Origin of the sequence: Streptomyces sp. NPDC001914 (assembly GCF_042891215.1) — a bacterium.
GTDB lineage: Bacteria > Actinomycetota > Actinomycetes > Streptomycetales > Streptomycetaceae > Streptomyces.
In genome coordinates this window covers 33,892-47,600 of the sequence record NZ_JBIASW010000014.1, presented here as the reverse complement: position 1 = coordinate 47,600, position 13,709 = coordinate 33,892, and the positions used below count along the sequence as shown (strand labels likewise).

Annotated in this window: 15 protein-coding genes; 5 read left to right on the top strand and 10 right to left on the bottom strand. The window is 68.7% G+C overall.

The genetic code is table 11. The features are described 5' to 3' along the window. Position 1: 1 nt before the first annotated feature. Entirely contained in the window at positions 2 to 1,846 is a 1,845-nt protein-coding gene (locus ACFYYF_RS31405) for an SCO2524 family protein (RefSeq protein WP_388780861.1), read from the bottom strand. Positions 1,847 to 1,957: 111 nt separating this feature from the next. Beyond that, entirely contained in the window at positions 1,958 to 2,722 is a 765-nt protein-coding gene (locus ACFYYF_RS31400; RefSeq protein ID WP_388780860.1) for an SCO2525 family SAM-dependent methyltransferase, read from the bottom strand. 152 nt (positions 2,723 to 2,874) lie between these two features. On the opposite strand from ACFYYF_RS31400, the gene ACFYYF_RS31395 reads away from it, so the two are divergent. Then, positions 2,875 to 3,351, top strand: coding sequence for a GNAT family N-acetyltransferase (locus tag ACFYYF_RS31395; RefSeq protein ID WP_365483160.1), 477 nt, complete (start codon positions 2,875 to 2,877; stop codon positions 3,349 to 3,351). A 182-nt stretch (positions 3,352 to 3,533) separates the two neighbouring features. Here the strand turns inward: ACFYYF_RS31395 and ACFYYF_RS31390 are convergent, their stop codons facing one another. Beyond that, complete coding sequence (locus tag ACFYYF_RS31390; protein WP_361686266.1) at positions 3,534 to 3,857, bottom strand: hypothetical protein; 324 nt, start codon at positions 3,855 to 3,857, stop codon at positions 3,534 to 3,536. Positions 3,858 to 4,082: 225 nt separating this feature from the next. On the opposite strand from ACFYYF_RS31390, the gene ACFYYF_RS31385 reads away from it, so the two are divergent. Both ACFYYF_RS31385 and ACFYYF_RS31380 read left to right on the top strand, forming a co-directional pair. Next, positions 4,083 to 4,235 (top strand): DUF6191 domain-containing protein, encoded by a 153-nt coding sequence (locus ACFYYF_RS31385; RefSeq protein ID WP_388780999.1) that lies wholly within the window; start codon positions 4,083 to 4,085, stop codon positions 4,233 to 4,235. A 36-nt stretch (positions 4,236 to 4,271) separates the two neighbouring features. Then, positions 4,272 to 5,012: a VOC family protein gene (locus ACFYYF_RS31380; protein WP_388780859.1), complete on the top strand. Its 741-nt coding sequence runs from the start codon at positions 4,272 to 4,274 to the stop codon at positions 5,010 to 5,012. A gap of 40 nt (positions 5,013 to 5,052) precedes the next feature. On the opposite strand, the gene ACFYYF_RS31375 is transcribed toward ACFYYF_RS31380, so the two are convergent. The 4 genes from ACFYYF_RS31375 to ACFYYF_RS31360 all read right to left on the bottom strand — a co-directional run bounded on the left by ACFYYF_RS31375 (position 5,053) and on the right by ACFYYF_RS31360 (position 8,055). Beyond that, positions 5,053 to 5,562 carry a hypothetical protein gene (locus ACFYYF_RS31375; protein ID WP_388780858.1) on the bottom strand — a complete coding sequence of 170 codons (510 nt, stop codon included), beginning with the start codon at positions 5,560 to 5,562 and terminating at the stop codon, positions 5,053 to 5,055. A 251-nt stretch (positions 5,563 to 5,813) separates the two neighbouring features. Beyond that, complete coding sequence (locus ACFYYF_RS31370; RefSeq protein ID WP_388780857.1) at positions 5,814 to 6,350, bottom strand: RNA polymerase sigma factor; 537 nt, start codon at positions 6,348 to 6,350, stop codon at positions 5,814 to 5,816. A gap of 584 nt (positions 6,351 to 6,934) precedes the next feature. After that, entirely contained in the window at positions 6,935 to 7,648 is a 714-nt protein-coding gene (locus ACFYYF_RS31365) for a hypothetical protein (RefSeq protein ID WP_388780856.1), read from the bottom strand. 26 nt (positions 7,649 to 7,674) lie between these two features. Continuing rightward, positions 7,675 to 8,055, bottom strand: coding sequence for a hypothetical protein (locus ACFYYF_RS31360; RefSeq protein WP_361686281.1), 381 nt, complete (start codon positions 8,053 to 8,055; stop codon positions 7,675 to 7,677). A gap of 388 nt (positions 8,056 to 8,443) precedes the next feature. On the opposite strand from ACFYYF_RS31360, the gene ACFYYF_RS31355 reads away from it, so the two are divergent. Beyond that, the gene (locus tag ACFYYF_RS31355) at positions 8,444 to 9,655 is read left to right on the top strand and encodes a low temperature requirement protein A (protein ID WP_388780855.1); all 1,212 of its coding nucleotides are present in this window, start codon (positions 8,444 to 8,446) and stop codon (positions 9,653 to 9,655) included. Positions 9,656 to 9,791: 136 nt separating this feature from the next. Here ACFYYF_RS31355 and ACFYYF_RS31350 read toward each other — a convergent pair whose 3' ends face one another. The 3 genes from ACFYYF_RS31350 to ACFYYF_RS31340 all read right to left on the bottom strand — a co-directional run bounded on the left by ACFYYF_RS31350 (position 9,792) and on the right by ACFYYF_RS31340 (position 12,968). Further along, positions 9,792 to 10,358 carry a hypothetical protein gene (locus ACFYYF_RS31350; RefSeq protein WP_361686287.1) on the bottom strand — a complete coding sequence of 189 codons (567 nt, stop codon included), beginning with the start codon at positions 10,356 to 10,358 and terminating at the stop codon, positions 9,792 to 9,794. A gap of 133 nt (positions 10,359 to 10,491) precedes the next feature. Then, on the bottom strand, positions 10,492 to 11,283 hold the full coding sequence (locus ACFYYF_RS31345) for a maleylpyruvate isomerase family mycothiol-dependent enzyme (RefSeq protein WP_388780854.1): 792 nt from the start codon (positions 11,281 to 11,283) through the stop codon (positions 10,492 to 10,494). A gap of 176 nt (positions 11,284 to 11,459) precedes the next feature. Then, positions 11,460 to 12,968, bottom strand: coding sequence for an MFS transporter (locus ACFYYF_RS31340; protein ID WP_388780853.1), 1,509 nt, complete (start codon positions 12,966 to 12,968; stop codon positions 11,460 to 11,462). Between the two features lie 113 nt (positions 12,969 to 13,081). Between ACFYYF_RS31340 and ACFYYF_RS31335 the strand changes: the two genes are divergently transcribed. Next, positions 13,082 to 13,531 carry a MarR family winged helix-turn-helix transcriptional regulator gene (locus ACFYYF_RS31335; protein WP_388780852.1) on the top strand — a complete coding sequence of 150 codons (450 nt, stop codon included), beginning with the start codon at positions 13,082 to 13,084 and terminating at the stop codon, positions 13,529 to 13,531. The last annotated feature ends 178 nt before the right edge of the window (positions 13,532 to 13,709 follow it).

Here is a 13,709-nt window from a genome sequence, read left to right as displayed (position 1 = left end):
CTCACCCCTCCCCGTCCGTGGCACGGGCGAGGGTGTCCAGTCGCGCTAGGACGCCGAGCGCGAGCGCGAGCGAGGTCCCGGGCCGGTCCTCGATCAGCTCCCGGGCGCGGCGGAGATCCGCTTCGACACCCTTGATCCATTCCCCCTGCCGGGACCCGCTGAGCGGTGCCGGGTGGTTCTTCTGTTCCCGTCCCAGCAGATGGGCGGCCTCGCTGATCACCTCCTTCGCCGCCGCGGTCGCTTCGACGCTCCGGATCGGCGAACGGTCGTACAGGGCGTGGGCGGCGACCATGCATTCGGTGACTCGCTCGGTGATGCTCCAGGACGGTGTGGTCGCCGGAGCCGACGTCTCGGGATGGACGCCGGGCACGTTGTCCCAGAGTCCGACGCCCTCGCCCTGGGTGATGCGTCGGCGCCATACGTGGTCGAGGACGCTCTCGGCCAGTCGCAGCAGCCGGTCCTGGGAGCCGATGTCGTTCGCCAGGGAGCAGAGCTGGACGGCCCGCTTGAGCAACTGCGTGGAGAAGTCGTTCATCACCCAGGTCATGGCCGGGCCCCGTTCGCCGCCGCCCAGCAGGGGCATGACGATCCCCGGACTGTGCAGCGCGACGGCCGGGTCCTCGTGGAGGGCCCGGCCGGTGATCCTTCCGCGTTCGGCGAGACGTTCCATGACGGCGACGATCCGGCTGAGGTCGTGGTCGGTGGTTCTCCGGCGCATCAGGTCGTGGACCAGGATGGAGACGACGGTGAGGGAGAAGTACTCCGACTCGGCCTGCCGGCGCGTGGTGCGCCAGGGGATCTCCTCCAGGAGCCAGGCGTCCCCGTCGAAGCGGGCGATGCCCGACCAGTACTGCTGGGTGATCTCGAAGCGCAGTCTCAGGGCCGAGGCCAGGTGCTGCTGCTCGGCGTCGAGCAGTCCGAGGGTGAGGGTGCGCTCCGAGAGGAGGTCGATGATGCCGTCCAGGGCCACGACGGTGAAGTGGAGGTAGGGAACGGGGTGCGCCGTCCCTTCCGGCTGTCGGCTGCCCTCGGGGTCGGACGTCGTGGAGACCACCGGGGCGTTCTTGACCACGCTCCACGCCCAGCCGCACTCGAACAGGCGGTTCTCGTTGCGCAGTTCGTCGCAGACGTCGGTGTCGAGGCCGAGGGCGAGGCTTTCGGTGATGAGGGCGCGCAGCGGTTTGAAACGGTGCTGGAAGCGCTGCACGACCTGCCGGTCGGACAGCCGGCCCCGGCCGAGCCGGCGCGCGAGCGCTTGGCCCTGGTCGGAGGACACGTCGACGACGTCGACGGTGAAGGAGCGCAGCAGGCCCACCATCGCCGCGGTCAGCCGGCCGCTGGTCTCCTCGCGCAGTTCGTCGATGCGGGCGACGGCGGACGCGCGTGTCGTCGTGTTCCGGTACACCTTGAGGAATCCGAGGGTGGCCAGGCACAGGCTCACGGACATGGAGTAGGAGTCGACGACGTCCGACTCCCGCTGTTCTTGGGACAGTTCGAGGCCGGGGTCGGCGGACCCGAAGGAGTGGCCGCCGGCGAACGTGGGTGATTCACCGTCGTGGTGCCTCTTCATGAACTCACCCAGGATCTCGATGAGCCGCACGGGAATGTCCGTGGAGTCCCCCACCTGACGCAGGGCCTTGCCCACGTCCCGCTGGGTGGTGTCGGGATCGTCCAGGCGAAACGCCGGGATCTCCGTCGCGGGGTACAGGAGGCAGAGCAGCCGTTCCGCGTCCGCGACGCTGCTGAGGACGCCCTGCTCGCCCCAGGACCATCCTCCTTGCCCGAAGGAATGACGAGCCCATGCCTGCCACATGTCCAACAGTTGCTGGCGTGGTTTGATCTGCATTCCGCGCTCCCCCATTACGGAACCTCGTCCCGGCGACCCCTCAACCTTGGCCCCACGGCCGTGTCCGCGCCCGTGCCCGTGCTCCGGAAATGACCTTCGAATACCGTCGGGTCACCGGAATCCGCACGCGAGAATCATGGACGTATAGCCGGGACGCACCTCCCCCGGACTGCCGATCCGGTGGGTCCGCACGTGCTGGGTCAGACGCTCGATACTTGCGGTGATCTCGGCCTGTTTCATCTCGCAGGCGGGAAACCAGGTGTCCCCCACCCGATACCCCTCGGAGTTCTCCATGAAAGCGGCCGCGAACGGCGCTCCCGGAGCAAGGGATTCCAGGAAGTGCTCGACGGCGCTGTGGAATTCGTCGGGCGATGTGGAGATCGACTCGGCGACGAAGAACATCGTGCCTATCTGCCACTTCTCGCGCCGCTCGACGGGTCGCAGGACATCACCCTGCTCGACGCGGGCCACCTCGCTCAGCCGCTGCCAGGGGCCGCCGGGCATCGAGGCGTATGCGTCGTCCTGGCAGAGCTTGCGCCAGAAGTCGTCCCAACTGCCGTCGTGCCGGGCGATCTGCCGCCGCAGGTAGCGGAGGTTGGGCCGCGCCTTGTCCAGCAGGGTGATCTCGTCGCACCAAGGCAGCATCGACAGGGCCGGATAGAGATTGGCTCCGGCTCCCACGTCGATGCCCCGGACCGGCCGGGCCGGAGCGGCACGGAAATGATCGCTGAAGTGAGCTCGTACGATCGACATGATCGCCTCGTCCACGGAAAGCACCGTGCGGTAGTTGTTCTCGACGTATTGTGCGGGGTCGAAGGCGTCCCACGGCGCGTCCGCGTTCAACTGCGCCTGTTTTCCCGGTGATCCCAAAGGCATGCCCCACGGTATCAATGCTCCCGATCCCCGACTTCCTCTCCTTCGGAATCCCCTCCCGATGAAGGAGGCATGAGGGGCGCACGGTCGCACAGGGCTCCCGACACTTGGGCCGAAGACTTGAACAGCGCGAGTGGCGGGGCGATTCTGGTCCGATGCCAGCACTTCACTCTTCGGTCGTTCGGGTCGGCAAGGCCGGCGATCAAGACTTGTCCGAACTGATCGACCTGGATCATCACGCCTTTCCTGCCGACCCGTTCCCCTTTTCGCTCATGCGCCAGTTCATGGACATGTACCCGGACCACTTGCTCGTCGCGGAGGGCGACGACGGGCGCATCTGCGGATACGCGCTGGCCACACCACCGAACAAGGGGCAGAGCTGGATCGTCAGCCTGGCGGTCGATCGCGGCGTACGAGGCAAAGGAGTGGGGCGGCAGTTGATGCTGGAAAGCCTCAAGTCCCTGCGCGCCGCCGGCGCCAGGACCGTCCGACTGTGGGTGGAGCCGACCAACGTCCACGCCATAGCGCTGTACGAGTCCCTGCGGTTCGTCCCCGATCCGGCGGGTCCTCGGCCCGACCATTTCGGCCCCGGCGCCCATCGCCTCCTGATGTCGCTGGCTTTGAGTAGCTGAACGGGGCACGCGCTGAACGGGGGACGCGGTCCCCCGCCGAACGGGGCACGGCATCCCCCGTCACCACACGTGCAACCGAACCGACCTGTGCTGCCGCCCGGACGCTCCGGGTACGGCAGCACAGGTCGGACCCACCTACGCCCTATGCGACTTGACCGGGCGGCACCCGGACGTGCCCGCCGCTAGGACGCCGAAGGGCCCTCGGTCTCGCGTCGCCTCGCGAGCAGCGCCTTCGCCAGGACCTTGTCCCGGAAGGGGTTCGCGGGGCTCAGGGCCTTCGCCACCTCCACCGCCTCGTCCAGCAGCGCCATCCGCTGCTCGGGCAGGTCCCGTACCAACGGCGAGGCGCTCGCCTCCACCAGGACGTACGCCAGCTTCGACCCGTACACTTCCGGCTCGACCGGTGTCAGGATCCGGTAGATCCACAGCCCCCTGGCTCCGCGCACCACCCGCGCGTTGGCGCTCAGCAGCATGACCCGCGCCCGCATCACCATGTCCTGATGCATCAGTCCCCCTTCGCTCCACCACCCTCGGCCCGCCCCGGCACACGACGAGACAGCACAACGAACGCGCCGACAGCCCGATACGGGTGCCGGCACGCATGCCGATGAGTGGATGACGACGAGTCTGCGGGCAGGCCACCGCCGCTGCCAAGACCGAAAGGACGTGCGCTCCGTCCTACCGCGAACGCCCCCGAACAGGCATGATGGACCTGACACTCTGCCAGACCCATCCCACGCGCGGCCTGTACGTCACCACGCGAGCGCCAGCAGGCCCTGCTGCTGCGCGACGACGAGAAGGACGGGGCGCCGACGAACCGTACGGCGGTGGACCTGGACGGAGGAACGGCGGTCATCCGGACGCTGGCCGCGGGCCGCCGATAGCCCGCTCCGCGCCGCGCCGTGCATAGGATCACCGGCATGGCACTGCGACCTGTTCACGTGAACGTCAAGGCCGTCGACGCTTCGGCGGTCGGCCGGTTCTGGGCCGAGGCGCTCGGCTGGAGTGCGTACAGCCCCGGCGTGACGACCTACGTCGGGCCTCCCGGCGGTCCGGTCTGGCCGGACCCCGTCGTTCTCGGCATCGACGTCGTTCCGGTACCGGAGCCCAAGCCAGCGACGAAGAACCGGGTGCACCTCGATCTCGCCAGCAGCTCGGCCGCCCATCAGGCCGAGCTGGTCGACCGCTTGAGGACGCTCGGCGCGACGCCCGTCGACGTGGGCCAGGGCGACGTGCCGTGGACGGTCCTCGCCGATCCGGAAGGCAACGAGTTCTGCGTGCTGGAGCCCCGCGACATCTACCGGGACACCGGGCCGATCGCCACCGTGGTGGTCGACTGCGCGGATCCGGGAGCCATGGCCCGGTTCTGGGGTGAGGCGATCGACTGGACCGTGCACGAGGTGACCGACGATCACGCGAGGCTGCGGTCCGCCAAGGGTGTCGGCCCCTATCTCGAATTCCTCCGCATCCCCGGGACGAAGGCCCTGCCGGACCGCGTCCACCTCGACCTGCTGCCGTACCCCGGCGACGACAAGGAGGCGGAGGTGGCCCGGTTGCGGGCCCTCGGCGCCACCGATCTCGACGTCGGCCAGGGAGACGTGCCGTGGACGTGCCTGACCGACCCGGAGGGGCACGAGTTCTGCGTGCTCACCCTGTCCTGACACGGCGCGGCGCCCCGCCGGCAGACGCCACGCCGAGGCGTCATCGCCGTTCGTAGAGCATGTAGAAGCTCCACTGTGCCACCGCGAGTCCTCCGACGAGCACGAGGATTTTGGGGCGCAGCAAGGGTCGCAGCAAGGTCGCCGTCCTGCCGACCAGGGTCATCACCAGCATGCAGAGGAATCCGGCCGAGACGAACACGGCCGCCCCGGCGGATGCCTGACCTCCCGAGGCCTGGCTGATGTCGGCGATGGCTGTGGCCGCCACGAGGCCGGCGAGCACTCCGACCACGACGGGCCCGCCGGTACGGGCCCTGTGGTGCGGCGGCGACACCACTGCCGCGCCGCGTTCCTCGTCGTGCCCCGTGAGCCGCGCGCCTGCGGGCGGGGACGCCGCGGCCCTCGCGAGGCCTTCGGCGCCCTGCCCCTGCTGTGGCGGCACGGTCGCCTGCTCTCGTAGTTCGTGGGCCAGGCGCATCACCTCCTGCCGTCGCAGGACGAGTTCGTCCGGTGTGATGTCGTCCCGTTCGTCGAACCGCAGGCGTTCCCGCACGCTGTGATCGTCGGTCGGGTGCTTCGGTTCGACGCGGCGGGTGGTGGCGGCGGTCGACGGATCTCCTTCAGGGCGCGCTTCGACTGCACGCGGGCCGAGAACCACATCGGAGACTTTCGCCGCGATGGCGGTGAGTGCGGCGGGAAGTCGTCCTCGTGCGCGCAGTGGGCGGTCCGTGAGGCGGCCGCTGAATTCACCTTGGCTCGGTGTGGTCATTCCTGATCCTCCATGATGGGCTGCACCGGGGGTCGCTACCCCATTTCTTGTGTCTTGATCCTGCATTGGGCACGGGCTCGATTGAGACGGATACGGACCGCCCCTGACGTTTCGCCGGACATTTTGGCGATCTCGGCGGGCTTGAATCCCGCATACGTGAGAAGCAGAACTTCCTGGTGTTCCGGGGTGAGCTGTGTCAGCATCTCGACGAATCCCCGGAACACCAGCACTTCTTCCCCGTGGTCGGGGCCGCTCGGTTCCTTGACGTAGGACTCTCCCTCGGCGCTCGTCCGAACAATGGGCACCGTGGAAACGGTTCGCTCGTTCTTCCGAATGTGATCCTTGAGTTGATTGGTGAACACCCGCAGGACCCATCCCACGGGATTGTCGACTTCGCTGTACTCCAGGGCGAGTTTGGCGAGCGTCAGGTTCATCTCACCCGCGTGGTCGAAGTCCTGTACCCCCGCGCCGACCTTCTTGGCCCAGCCGTACAGGCGCCGACCCGATCGTTCATAGAACAAGTCCCATGTCGCGGGCTTGGGCCCGCTCGATGAGATCCGCTCTTTACTCATGTTGTTCCCCGCCCGATGTGTAGCGCCGCACCGTCGCCGGCCTCACGGGCCGACCACGCCACACCCGCGGTGATGAACCAGGGGCGCAGTCGCGACAAGTCTTACGACGGCGGGCCGGACGGATTCGTTACGAACCTCCCCGCCGACCCACGCGCGATTTCGAAAGCCCGTCACCTTATCGACGGGCTTGTGCGCTGATAGCACGATCCCGCCATGATCAAGGCTTTCGCCGGTACCCGAGGGTCTTTCCGGGTATTCGCCTGGCATATGAAATTCAAATATCTGCACGCGATTGATCTCGCCTGTTTGCACCTGGTGCATAAATGTTCGGCGCGCTTCATGCATATATGCGGCGCTGCCGAGCGGGCGCTCGGAAAGGGCACTTCGCATCGTCGCAGCGGGCCGGCGTGGCCGAAGTGCGACGCGCAACGGCCGGTTGACCGGTTTTCGGCTCCGGCGGCACTCGACGACCCACCGACGTCTCCGACGACACCGGCGAGCCCCGGACACACGGAGGCGGCCCCGGCAATCGGGGCCGCCTCCGTGACCAGGGGATCAACCGCCGTACCCACGGGTCCTGTCGCTCAGTCCATGGGGAGGAAGTACTCCCACGGCCAGACCAGGCCGTACAGATGCAGCCAGTACGTGAGCACGTACATCACCGGTTCCATCAGCACGGCCGCGACGGCGGCGAACACGAGCGCGAGCTTCCACTCGTGCAGCAGCCCACTGCGGCGCCGCCCCGTCGCCTTCTCCCTCTGCCGGGTGTGGACGTCCAGTTCGAGGACCGCCGCCTTGCCGAGGAGCCAGTCGAGCCAGGCGGCCGCGACCGTGCCGGGGAAGGCCGCGACATGACTGCCCGCCACCGACCAGGCCGAGAGGCCCAGTTCGCGCCGGTACGCGAACGCCTCATGCACGTCCTGGACCCAGGCCCGCCTTTCCCCGCTGGGCATGAAGAGCGCGGCGACGCTGACGAGGACCCCGCGCGCCAGGACTGCCATGGCCGCGCGGCCGTTCCAGTGGATCCATGTGCGGCTGACGTATTTGGCGAGGTCCCAGATCAGCACCGTGACGCCGAGACCTGCCGTCATGAAGAGAAGCAGCAGGCCCCAGACGTAGACGCTCGTCCTGAGGACCGCGGCCGGTTCCGTCGTCGGCCAGAACTGCCCCACGACCGCCTGCGCGGTCAGTACGGGCAGTCCCGTGACCGCGATCATGGTGTTCAAGCGGCGACGTAGTGGTTCTTTCCGGAACCAGCCGTACCACCCGGCCAGACCGCTCTTGAGGTTGTCGAGCACTGACCCTGTCCTCCGTTACTCGGGAGTTATGCCTCCTTCGTTTTCGACGGTGGGACGACTCCGCCCGTTACCGAGGACCCGAACATCCTTCGCCTGGCCTCCACTTCGGCGAGCCGCTGACGTATCGCGCCCAGGTGCTGCGGATCGATGCGGTAGTACACCCGTGGTGGCCGGGGGGTCGAACGCAGCATGCCCGCGGCCTCTTCGCGTGAGAGCAGCCACCCGACACCTTCCAGCCTCCGCAGGATCGGATAGACGGTTCCCGCGCCGTAGCCCGTCTCCTGCGCCACTTCCAGGCCGAAGACCTCACTGGCGGGATCGGCCATGTGACGGTCGATCAGCGCTCTGGCGACATCCATGAGCGCCTTCGTGAAACGTAACGTCGACACGAACTCGTGGTCGATCATGCTTCCTCCCGCCCCCCGGCTTCAGCCTTGTCACCACGGTATAGCGTGCGCGATAGACGAGGAATGATTTGTCGGTTTCCGCTGCCGAAGCGCAAGGACTCGGCCAACGGCTCCAAACATGAATCCGGTTGCACGGCCGCGATCACACGAACCGACCACTCCGCGAAATTGACGAGTCGTCACATAATTGTTCGAATACGCCAGTTCATCTGGTCAGGCGGGGAACCCGCGCCCGACCTCTCACCGGCGGCGATGACCTGGCCCCCGGCGATGCTTGGCTAGTGTGAGCGGTTCCTCGGCTCGGCGCGCACTCCCCTCCGGTGGACGCGGCGTCACGTTCTACGGCCCAGGTACGCCCCGATGTCTTGGTGAGAGCGCAGGGACTGGTGTGAACGAGGTGTCGCCCGCGATTCCCGCTTCGGGAGAGGACCGGCATGCCACATGGCTGGAGCTGTTCTTCGACCTGGTCGCCGTGGCCGGAGTGGCCCAGATCGCGCATCTGCTGCACGGCGAACCCGGCGCCGCCGATATCGGGCTGTACGCGCTGCTGTTCCTGGCGTTCTGGAGCGCTTGGATCGGCTTCACGCTGTACGGGAACGTGGCGGGCGAGGGCACGCACGCCCGCACGGTGCTGGCAGCGATGTTCGGCATGGCCGTCATGGCGGCCGCCGTGCCCGGCGTCCACGCGGGCGAGGACGGTCAGGCCAGGGCTCTGGCGCTCGCCTACGTCCTGATCCGGATTCTCGCCGGCCGCGCCTGGCGGCATCGCCGGGAAATCCTCGTCGACTGGCCCGCCGCCCAGCTGTCCCTCGGCGTGATCCCGTGGATCGTCTCACTGTGGACGCACGAGCCCGTACGGTACTGGCTCTGGGCCCTGGGCATCGCCCTCGACCTGTGGGTCACGTTCACCGTGTCCGCCCGCGACGTCATCGAGAGCCGCAAGGCCCACGACGAGCGCGAGAAGAAGCCCTCCCGCAGCCGCGACACCGTGCCGCCCGTCTCGGTGGCCGCGCCGCACGCCGACCACCTGAGCGAACGGCTCGGCCTGTTCGTGATCATCGTGCTCGGCGAAGGTGTCGCCCAGGTCATCGAGGCCGCCTCCGACGCCACCTGGGACAGACGGCTCTACGGTCTCGCGAGCGCCGCCTTCTTCCTCCTGGTCGCCCTGTGGTCGCTGTCCTTCCGGCACGGCTACGCAGGGGTTCCGTATCTCACCGCGCGGTCGCTGCCGGCCCGCGCGGCGCTCCCGTTGCACTGCTTCGTCACCGTCTGCCTGGCGGCGCTGGCGGCCGGACTGGGCGCGGCGACGGAGCACCTGCACACGCTGCCCGACACCACGCGATGGCTGCTGTGCGCTTCTCTGGCCGGGTACTTCCTGCTCACCGGCATCGCCGCGCTGCGGAGGCCCGAGGGCGTGCGCCGCTGGATGCTCTCCGTGGTCCTGCCGTGCTGCGCGCTGCCGCTGCTGCTCGCCGGGTTCGGCGGCGGGCTCGGGACCGTGGCCGTGGTCTGGCTGCTCGTGGCGGTCACGTTGTGGCCGACGTTCTACGAGAGCCGGCGTGCCAAGCTGGTCGGGCCGGCGACCCGGCCGGGCGCGTGAACGTCGTGGTTCGCACCGCTCGCCGGGGCGGCGGAGAACGGATCGGACGCGAGCGGGCCGCCGGCGTCGGTGCTCGCCGCGTGCCCGCGCCCCGCTCGCGTCACGTCACCGGCCGGAAGAGGCCGACGACGGCACCTCACCAGCTGTGCGCGACGTCGACCACCAGGCGGTCGGAGAGCTGGGTCACCTTGAACGGCAGCCGGGCCCGAACGCCGAGTCCCACCTGGGTGACTCCCTCGAAGCTGGCTCCGAACTTCGCGTCCCGGAAGGTGCGGTAGCCGGTCAGGTTGACACCTGGAAGAGGCCGGCCGCCCCGGCCGGGGTAGGTCTCCGTGTAGGTCTCCGGGTCGTACGAAGGCGCGGACACCAGGATCTCGAGGATCGCCCCGCCGGAGACCGGGATGCGGATGCCGGACGGGTCCTGGATGAAGGCGTCGACGTAGTGCACGGTGTACCCGATCGGCGTGGTGCCGGCGGTGGGCACGTCGAAGACCATGCGGTCGTAGCAGTCGTGCTGACCGGTCCTGATGTTGGTCAGCGACCCGTTGTCGGCGTCCGCCGCGGTCTTCGGAAGGCTGCCCCAGCCGGTCGGACACACGACCGCCGCCGTGGCCGCACCGGCCGGCGCGGGCGCGGCCACGACCGCGCCGACACCGGCCATCGTCAGGGCGGCAAGTACCGCCATGGATCGTCTCGTACGCATGGTTCCCCCTTGGGGTAGCGGCTCTCGGTTTGCCTGCCATGTACGACATGACGGTCACGGTTTTGGTTGTACGGACCGCCCCGAAAAGTGGAATGTCGTCCGGGCCCTCCGACCGCTCTCCCCAACGGGCTTCTCAAAAGGCCGAGTTGTCGAACCAGAGGGTCAGCAGCTCCTCGTCGCCGTCCCGTTCGACGGCCTCCGCTGCGCGGTCGAGGCGGCCGTAGACGAGTAGCAACAGGTCCGCCGCGGTTCCCCGAACGGTCGCGTCGGCCGCGTCGGCCGCCACTCCGGACGCGTCGAGCCCGAAGCCGTCGGACCGCAGGCGCACCAGCCAGTCGCCGTCACCGTCGGTCGTCCGGAAGCGGATGGTCCTGTCGGGGCCGCGCAGGTTGGCGACATCGGGCGCGAAGGAGGCGGCGAACGGCAGATTGACGAGGAACTCGTCGACGCCGTCCACCGCGAGCGTACGGTCGATCGCGGACGTCAGGCCGAGTGCCCGCTCGGCGTCGACCCGGTGCACCAGGGTCTCGAAGAGCATCCGGCGTGCCCAGAAGCGTGCGTGCTGGTCGACGCCCCAGGCCCACATGGGGAGTTCCGGATCGGTGGCCGCGAACGCCTCCGCGGCCACCGTCGCGCTCTCGGCCAGCCAGTCCGCGTAGCCGTCCCACCGCTCCGGAAGTCGCAGGTCCACGTCCCGGGTTCGCGGCGGCGCCTGGACGCGGGCGTACAGGAGGGCCGAGAACCAGCGCTGGACGCTGCCGGTGTGCCGGACCAGGTCGGCCAGCGTCCAGCCGGGGCAACTCGTCACCGCGGTGGCCGGATCGGCGTTCTCGAGCGTCGCGACGAATCGGGCGGTCTCCACCGCGATCGCCGCGCGGTGGTCGACCGGGGTCGCCGCGTGCCGGTTGCTGTCCGAGGACATCATCGTCGGGGTGCCTTTCTACGAGGGTACGGACGGGTCTGCCGAGCGCCGGTGCGCTGGCGCAGTGACGCGGTGACGCGGTGACGCGGTGACGCGGGATCGACGGCCCCGGACGGCTGCTGATCCCGCGTGACCGAACAGGCTTTAGGGCATGGGGCGTTGTACGGACAGGAACGCGATCACACGGACGTGGTCTCGGCCCCGGCCGCCGCGAGCTCCGCGTTCTCGGGGTCGGCGCTCTTGGCCACCACGGGAGTGCGCGGCGCGTGGGCCGACCTGAGTCCGAGGAGGGCGACGACCACGACCAGGACGAACGCCCCTCCGGCGATGGCAAAGCTCAGGGTGAACTGGCTCTCCTCGGGGAGGGTGGGCATGCCGGCCGGCAGCTTCACGGACTTGGACGCCAGGAGCGAGGTGATCACCGCGCTCGCGACGGCGCTGCCGACGGAGCGAGAGATGGAGTTGATGCCGTTGGCGATACCGGTCTGGTGGGCCGGGACGCCGGCGACGATGAGGGCGGGCATGGAGGCGTAGCCGAAGCTGATCGCGAGACCGATGAGCATGCCCGCGCTGATGACGGAGGCGCTGGTGTCGTGGGCGGCGGTCAGCCAGGCGAAGCCGAGTACTCCGAAGCAGGCTCCGGCGGCCAGCGTGACGCGTGCGCCGAGCCTGCGCACGAGGACGCCGCCGAACTGGGCACCCACCAGGGAGATGAGCGTGGTCGGCAGCAGGTAGACGACGGAGGCGGCGAGCACCGAGGCGCCGAAGCCGTAACCGACGAGTTCGTCGGGCATCTGCACGAGGTACGAGACGCCGATGAACTGGGTGAACATCGCGAAGCCCAGCAGCAGTCCGGCCAGGTTGGTGAAGAGAACGGGCCGGTGGACGAACATCTTCATGTCCACCATCGGTTCCTTGACCCGGTTCTCGGTGAAGACCCACACGGCCGCCATGACGACCGCGCCGGCGAACGCACCGAGCGTCCGGCCGGAGGTCCAGCCCCACTCGTGTCCCTGCGAGATGGGCAGCAGCAGGAGCACCAGCAGCAACCCGAGGGTCAGCGCGCCCAGCCAGTCGGTCCGTCCCCCCGTCTTCGTGCGGGACGCGGGCACCACGAACAGCACACCCACCAGGGCCACCACGGCGAGCACGACGGCCAGCCAGAAGGGACGGTGGTAGTCGGGGTGCGACCCCTGGGTGAGGAGGCCCGCGCCGACCAGCGCGAGCCCGCTGCCGAACGCGAGCGTGCCGCTGACCAGGGCCATCGCTCCGTGCAGCTTCTCCGGCGCGATCTCCTCACGCAGTACGGAGAGGGCGAGCGGGAAGATCGCGGTCGCCGCTCCCTGCATCACGCGCCCGACGATCAGCCAGGTCAGCGAGGTCGTGGTGGCGGCGAGCACCGATCCGGCGATCATCACGACGAGCACGCCGACGAGCGTGGGCTTCTTGCCGTGCTGGTCGCCGAAGCGACCGAGCAGCGGGGTGAACACGGCGGCGGACAGCAGTGTGGCGGTGGTCACCCAGCTCACGTTGGCCGTGCTGGCCTTCAGATCGCTCTGGATCATCCCGAGGATCGGGACGACCAGGGTCTGCATCATCGAGACGACCATGGCGGCGAGCCCGAGCACCAGGACGATCCCGGTCTGCCCGGAGGACCTGGTCGACGCCGCTTGCTGTGTGTGAGACACGGAAAGTCTGCCCTAACTACTTAACAACCTCGATGCTTGAGAACTTCAAGCAACAGCTGACCGTAGCCCTGAATATTTGAGATGGTCAAACTTCCTGGCGTAGGGTGAGTCATATGACAGGAACCAGCGGTGTGGACACGGACCAGCTCATGGAGCTCCTGTCGGTGTCGCTCGGGGCCTATTACGGCGACTTCACGGTGGCCGCGGCGAGCGAGAACCTCACGGCCAGCCAGGGCAAGACGCTGAACGTCCTGCGCCGGGGTCCGGCCGCGATGCGGGCCCTCGCCACCATCCTGACCTGCGACGCCTCCAACATGACGGGGATCGTCGACCGACTGGAGAAGCGCGGTCTGGTACGGCGCGAGCCGAGCCCCACCGACCGGCGCGTCAAGAACGTCGTCCTCACCACCGAGGGCCGGCGCGTCATCGAAGTGATCCGCGCGAAGATGGACACCACGCGCGCGGGGCTGGACAGGCTGAGCGAGGAGGAGCGGGCTACGCTCTACGCCCTCCTGCAACGCGCCTTCACGGCGGAGCCCGCCACGCTCCGACCCGGAGCCTGAGGACGCCCGATTCCGGGAGCCCCGTCCCGCCCGCCGCCGAGACGATCGACGCCTGATTCATTCCGGTGAGCAACCTCTTCGGCCCCCGCGAGAGGGTCCTCGACATCGGGCGCGCGAGCTCCCGGTCGTAGCGATCAAAGCGCTCGCGATCGCGGCGGGTGTGCTGCTGGGGCTGGTG

Excerpts from the sequence above, each read along its gene's own strand:
- ACFYYF_RS31405 (WP_388780861.1), bottom strand. The coding sequence starts at position 1,846 with ATGCAGATCAAACCACGCCAGCAACTGTTGGACATGTGGCAGGCATGG.
- ACFYYF_RS31400 (WP_388780860.1), bottom strand. The coding sequence starts at position 2,722 with ATGCCTTTGGGATCACCGGGAAAACAGGCGCAGTTGAACGCGGACGCG.
- ACFYYF_RS31395 (WP_365483160.1), top strand. The coding sequence starts at position 2,875 with ATGCCAGCACTTCACTCTTCGGTCGTTCGGGTCGGCAAGGCCGGCGAT.
- ACFYYF_RS31390 (WP_361686266.1), bottom strand. The coding sequence starts at position 3,857 with ATGCATCAGGACATGGTGATGCGGGCGCGGGTCATGCTGCTGAGCGCC.
- ACFYYF_RS31380 (WP_388780859.1), top strand. The coding sequence starts at position 4,272 with ATGGCACTGCGACCTGTTCACGTGAACGTCAAGGCCGTCGACGCTTCG.
- ACFYYF_RS31370 (WP_388780857.1), bottom strand. The coding sequence starts at position 6,350 with ATGAGTAAAGAGCGGATCTCATCGAGCGGGCCCAAGCCCGCGACATGG.
- ACFYYF_RS31360 (WP_361686281.1), bottom strand. The coding sequence starts at position 8,055 with ATGATCGACCACGAGTTCGTGTCGACGTTACGTTTCACGAAGGCGCTC.
- ACFYYF_RS31350 (WP_361686287.1), bottom strand. The coding sequence starts at position 10,358 with ATGCGTACGAGACGATCCATGGCGGTACTTGCCGCCCTGACGATGGCC.
- ACFYYF_RS31345 (WP_388780854.1), bottom strand. The coding sequence starts at position 11,283 with ATGATGTCCTCGGACAGCAACCGGCACGCGGCGACCCCGGTCGACCAC.
- ACFYYF_RS31335 (WP_388780852.1), top strand. The coding sequence starts at position 13,082 with ATGACAGGAACCAGCGGTGTGGACACGGACCAGCTCATGGAGCTCCTG.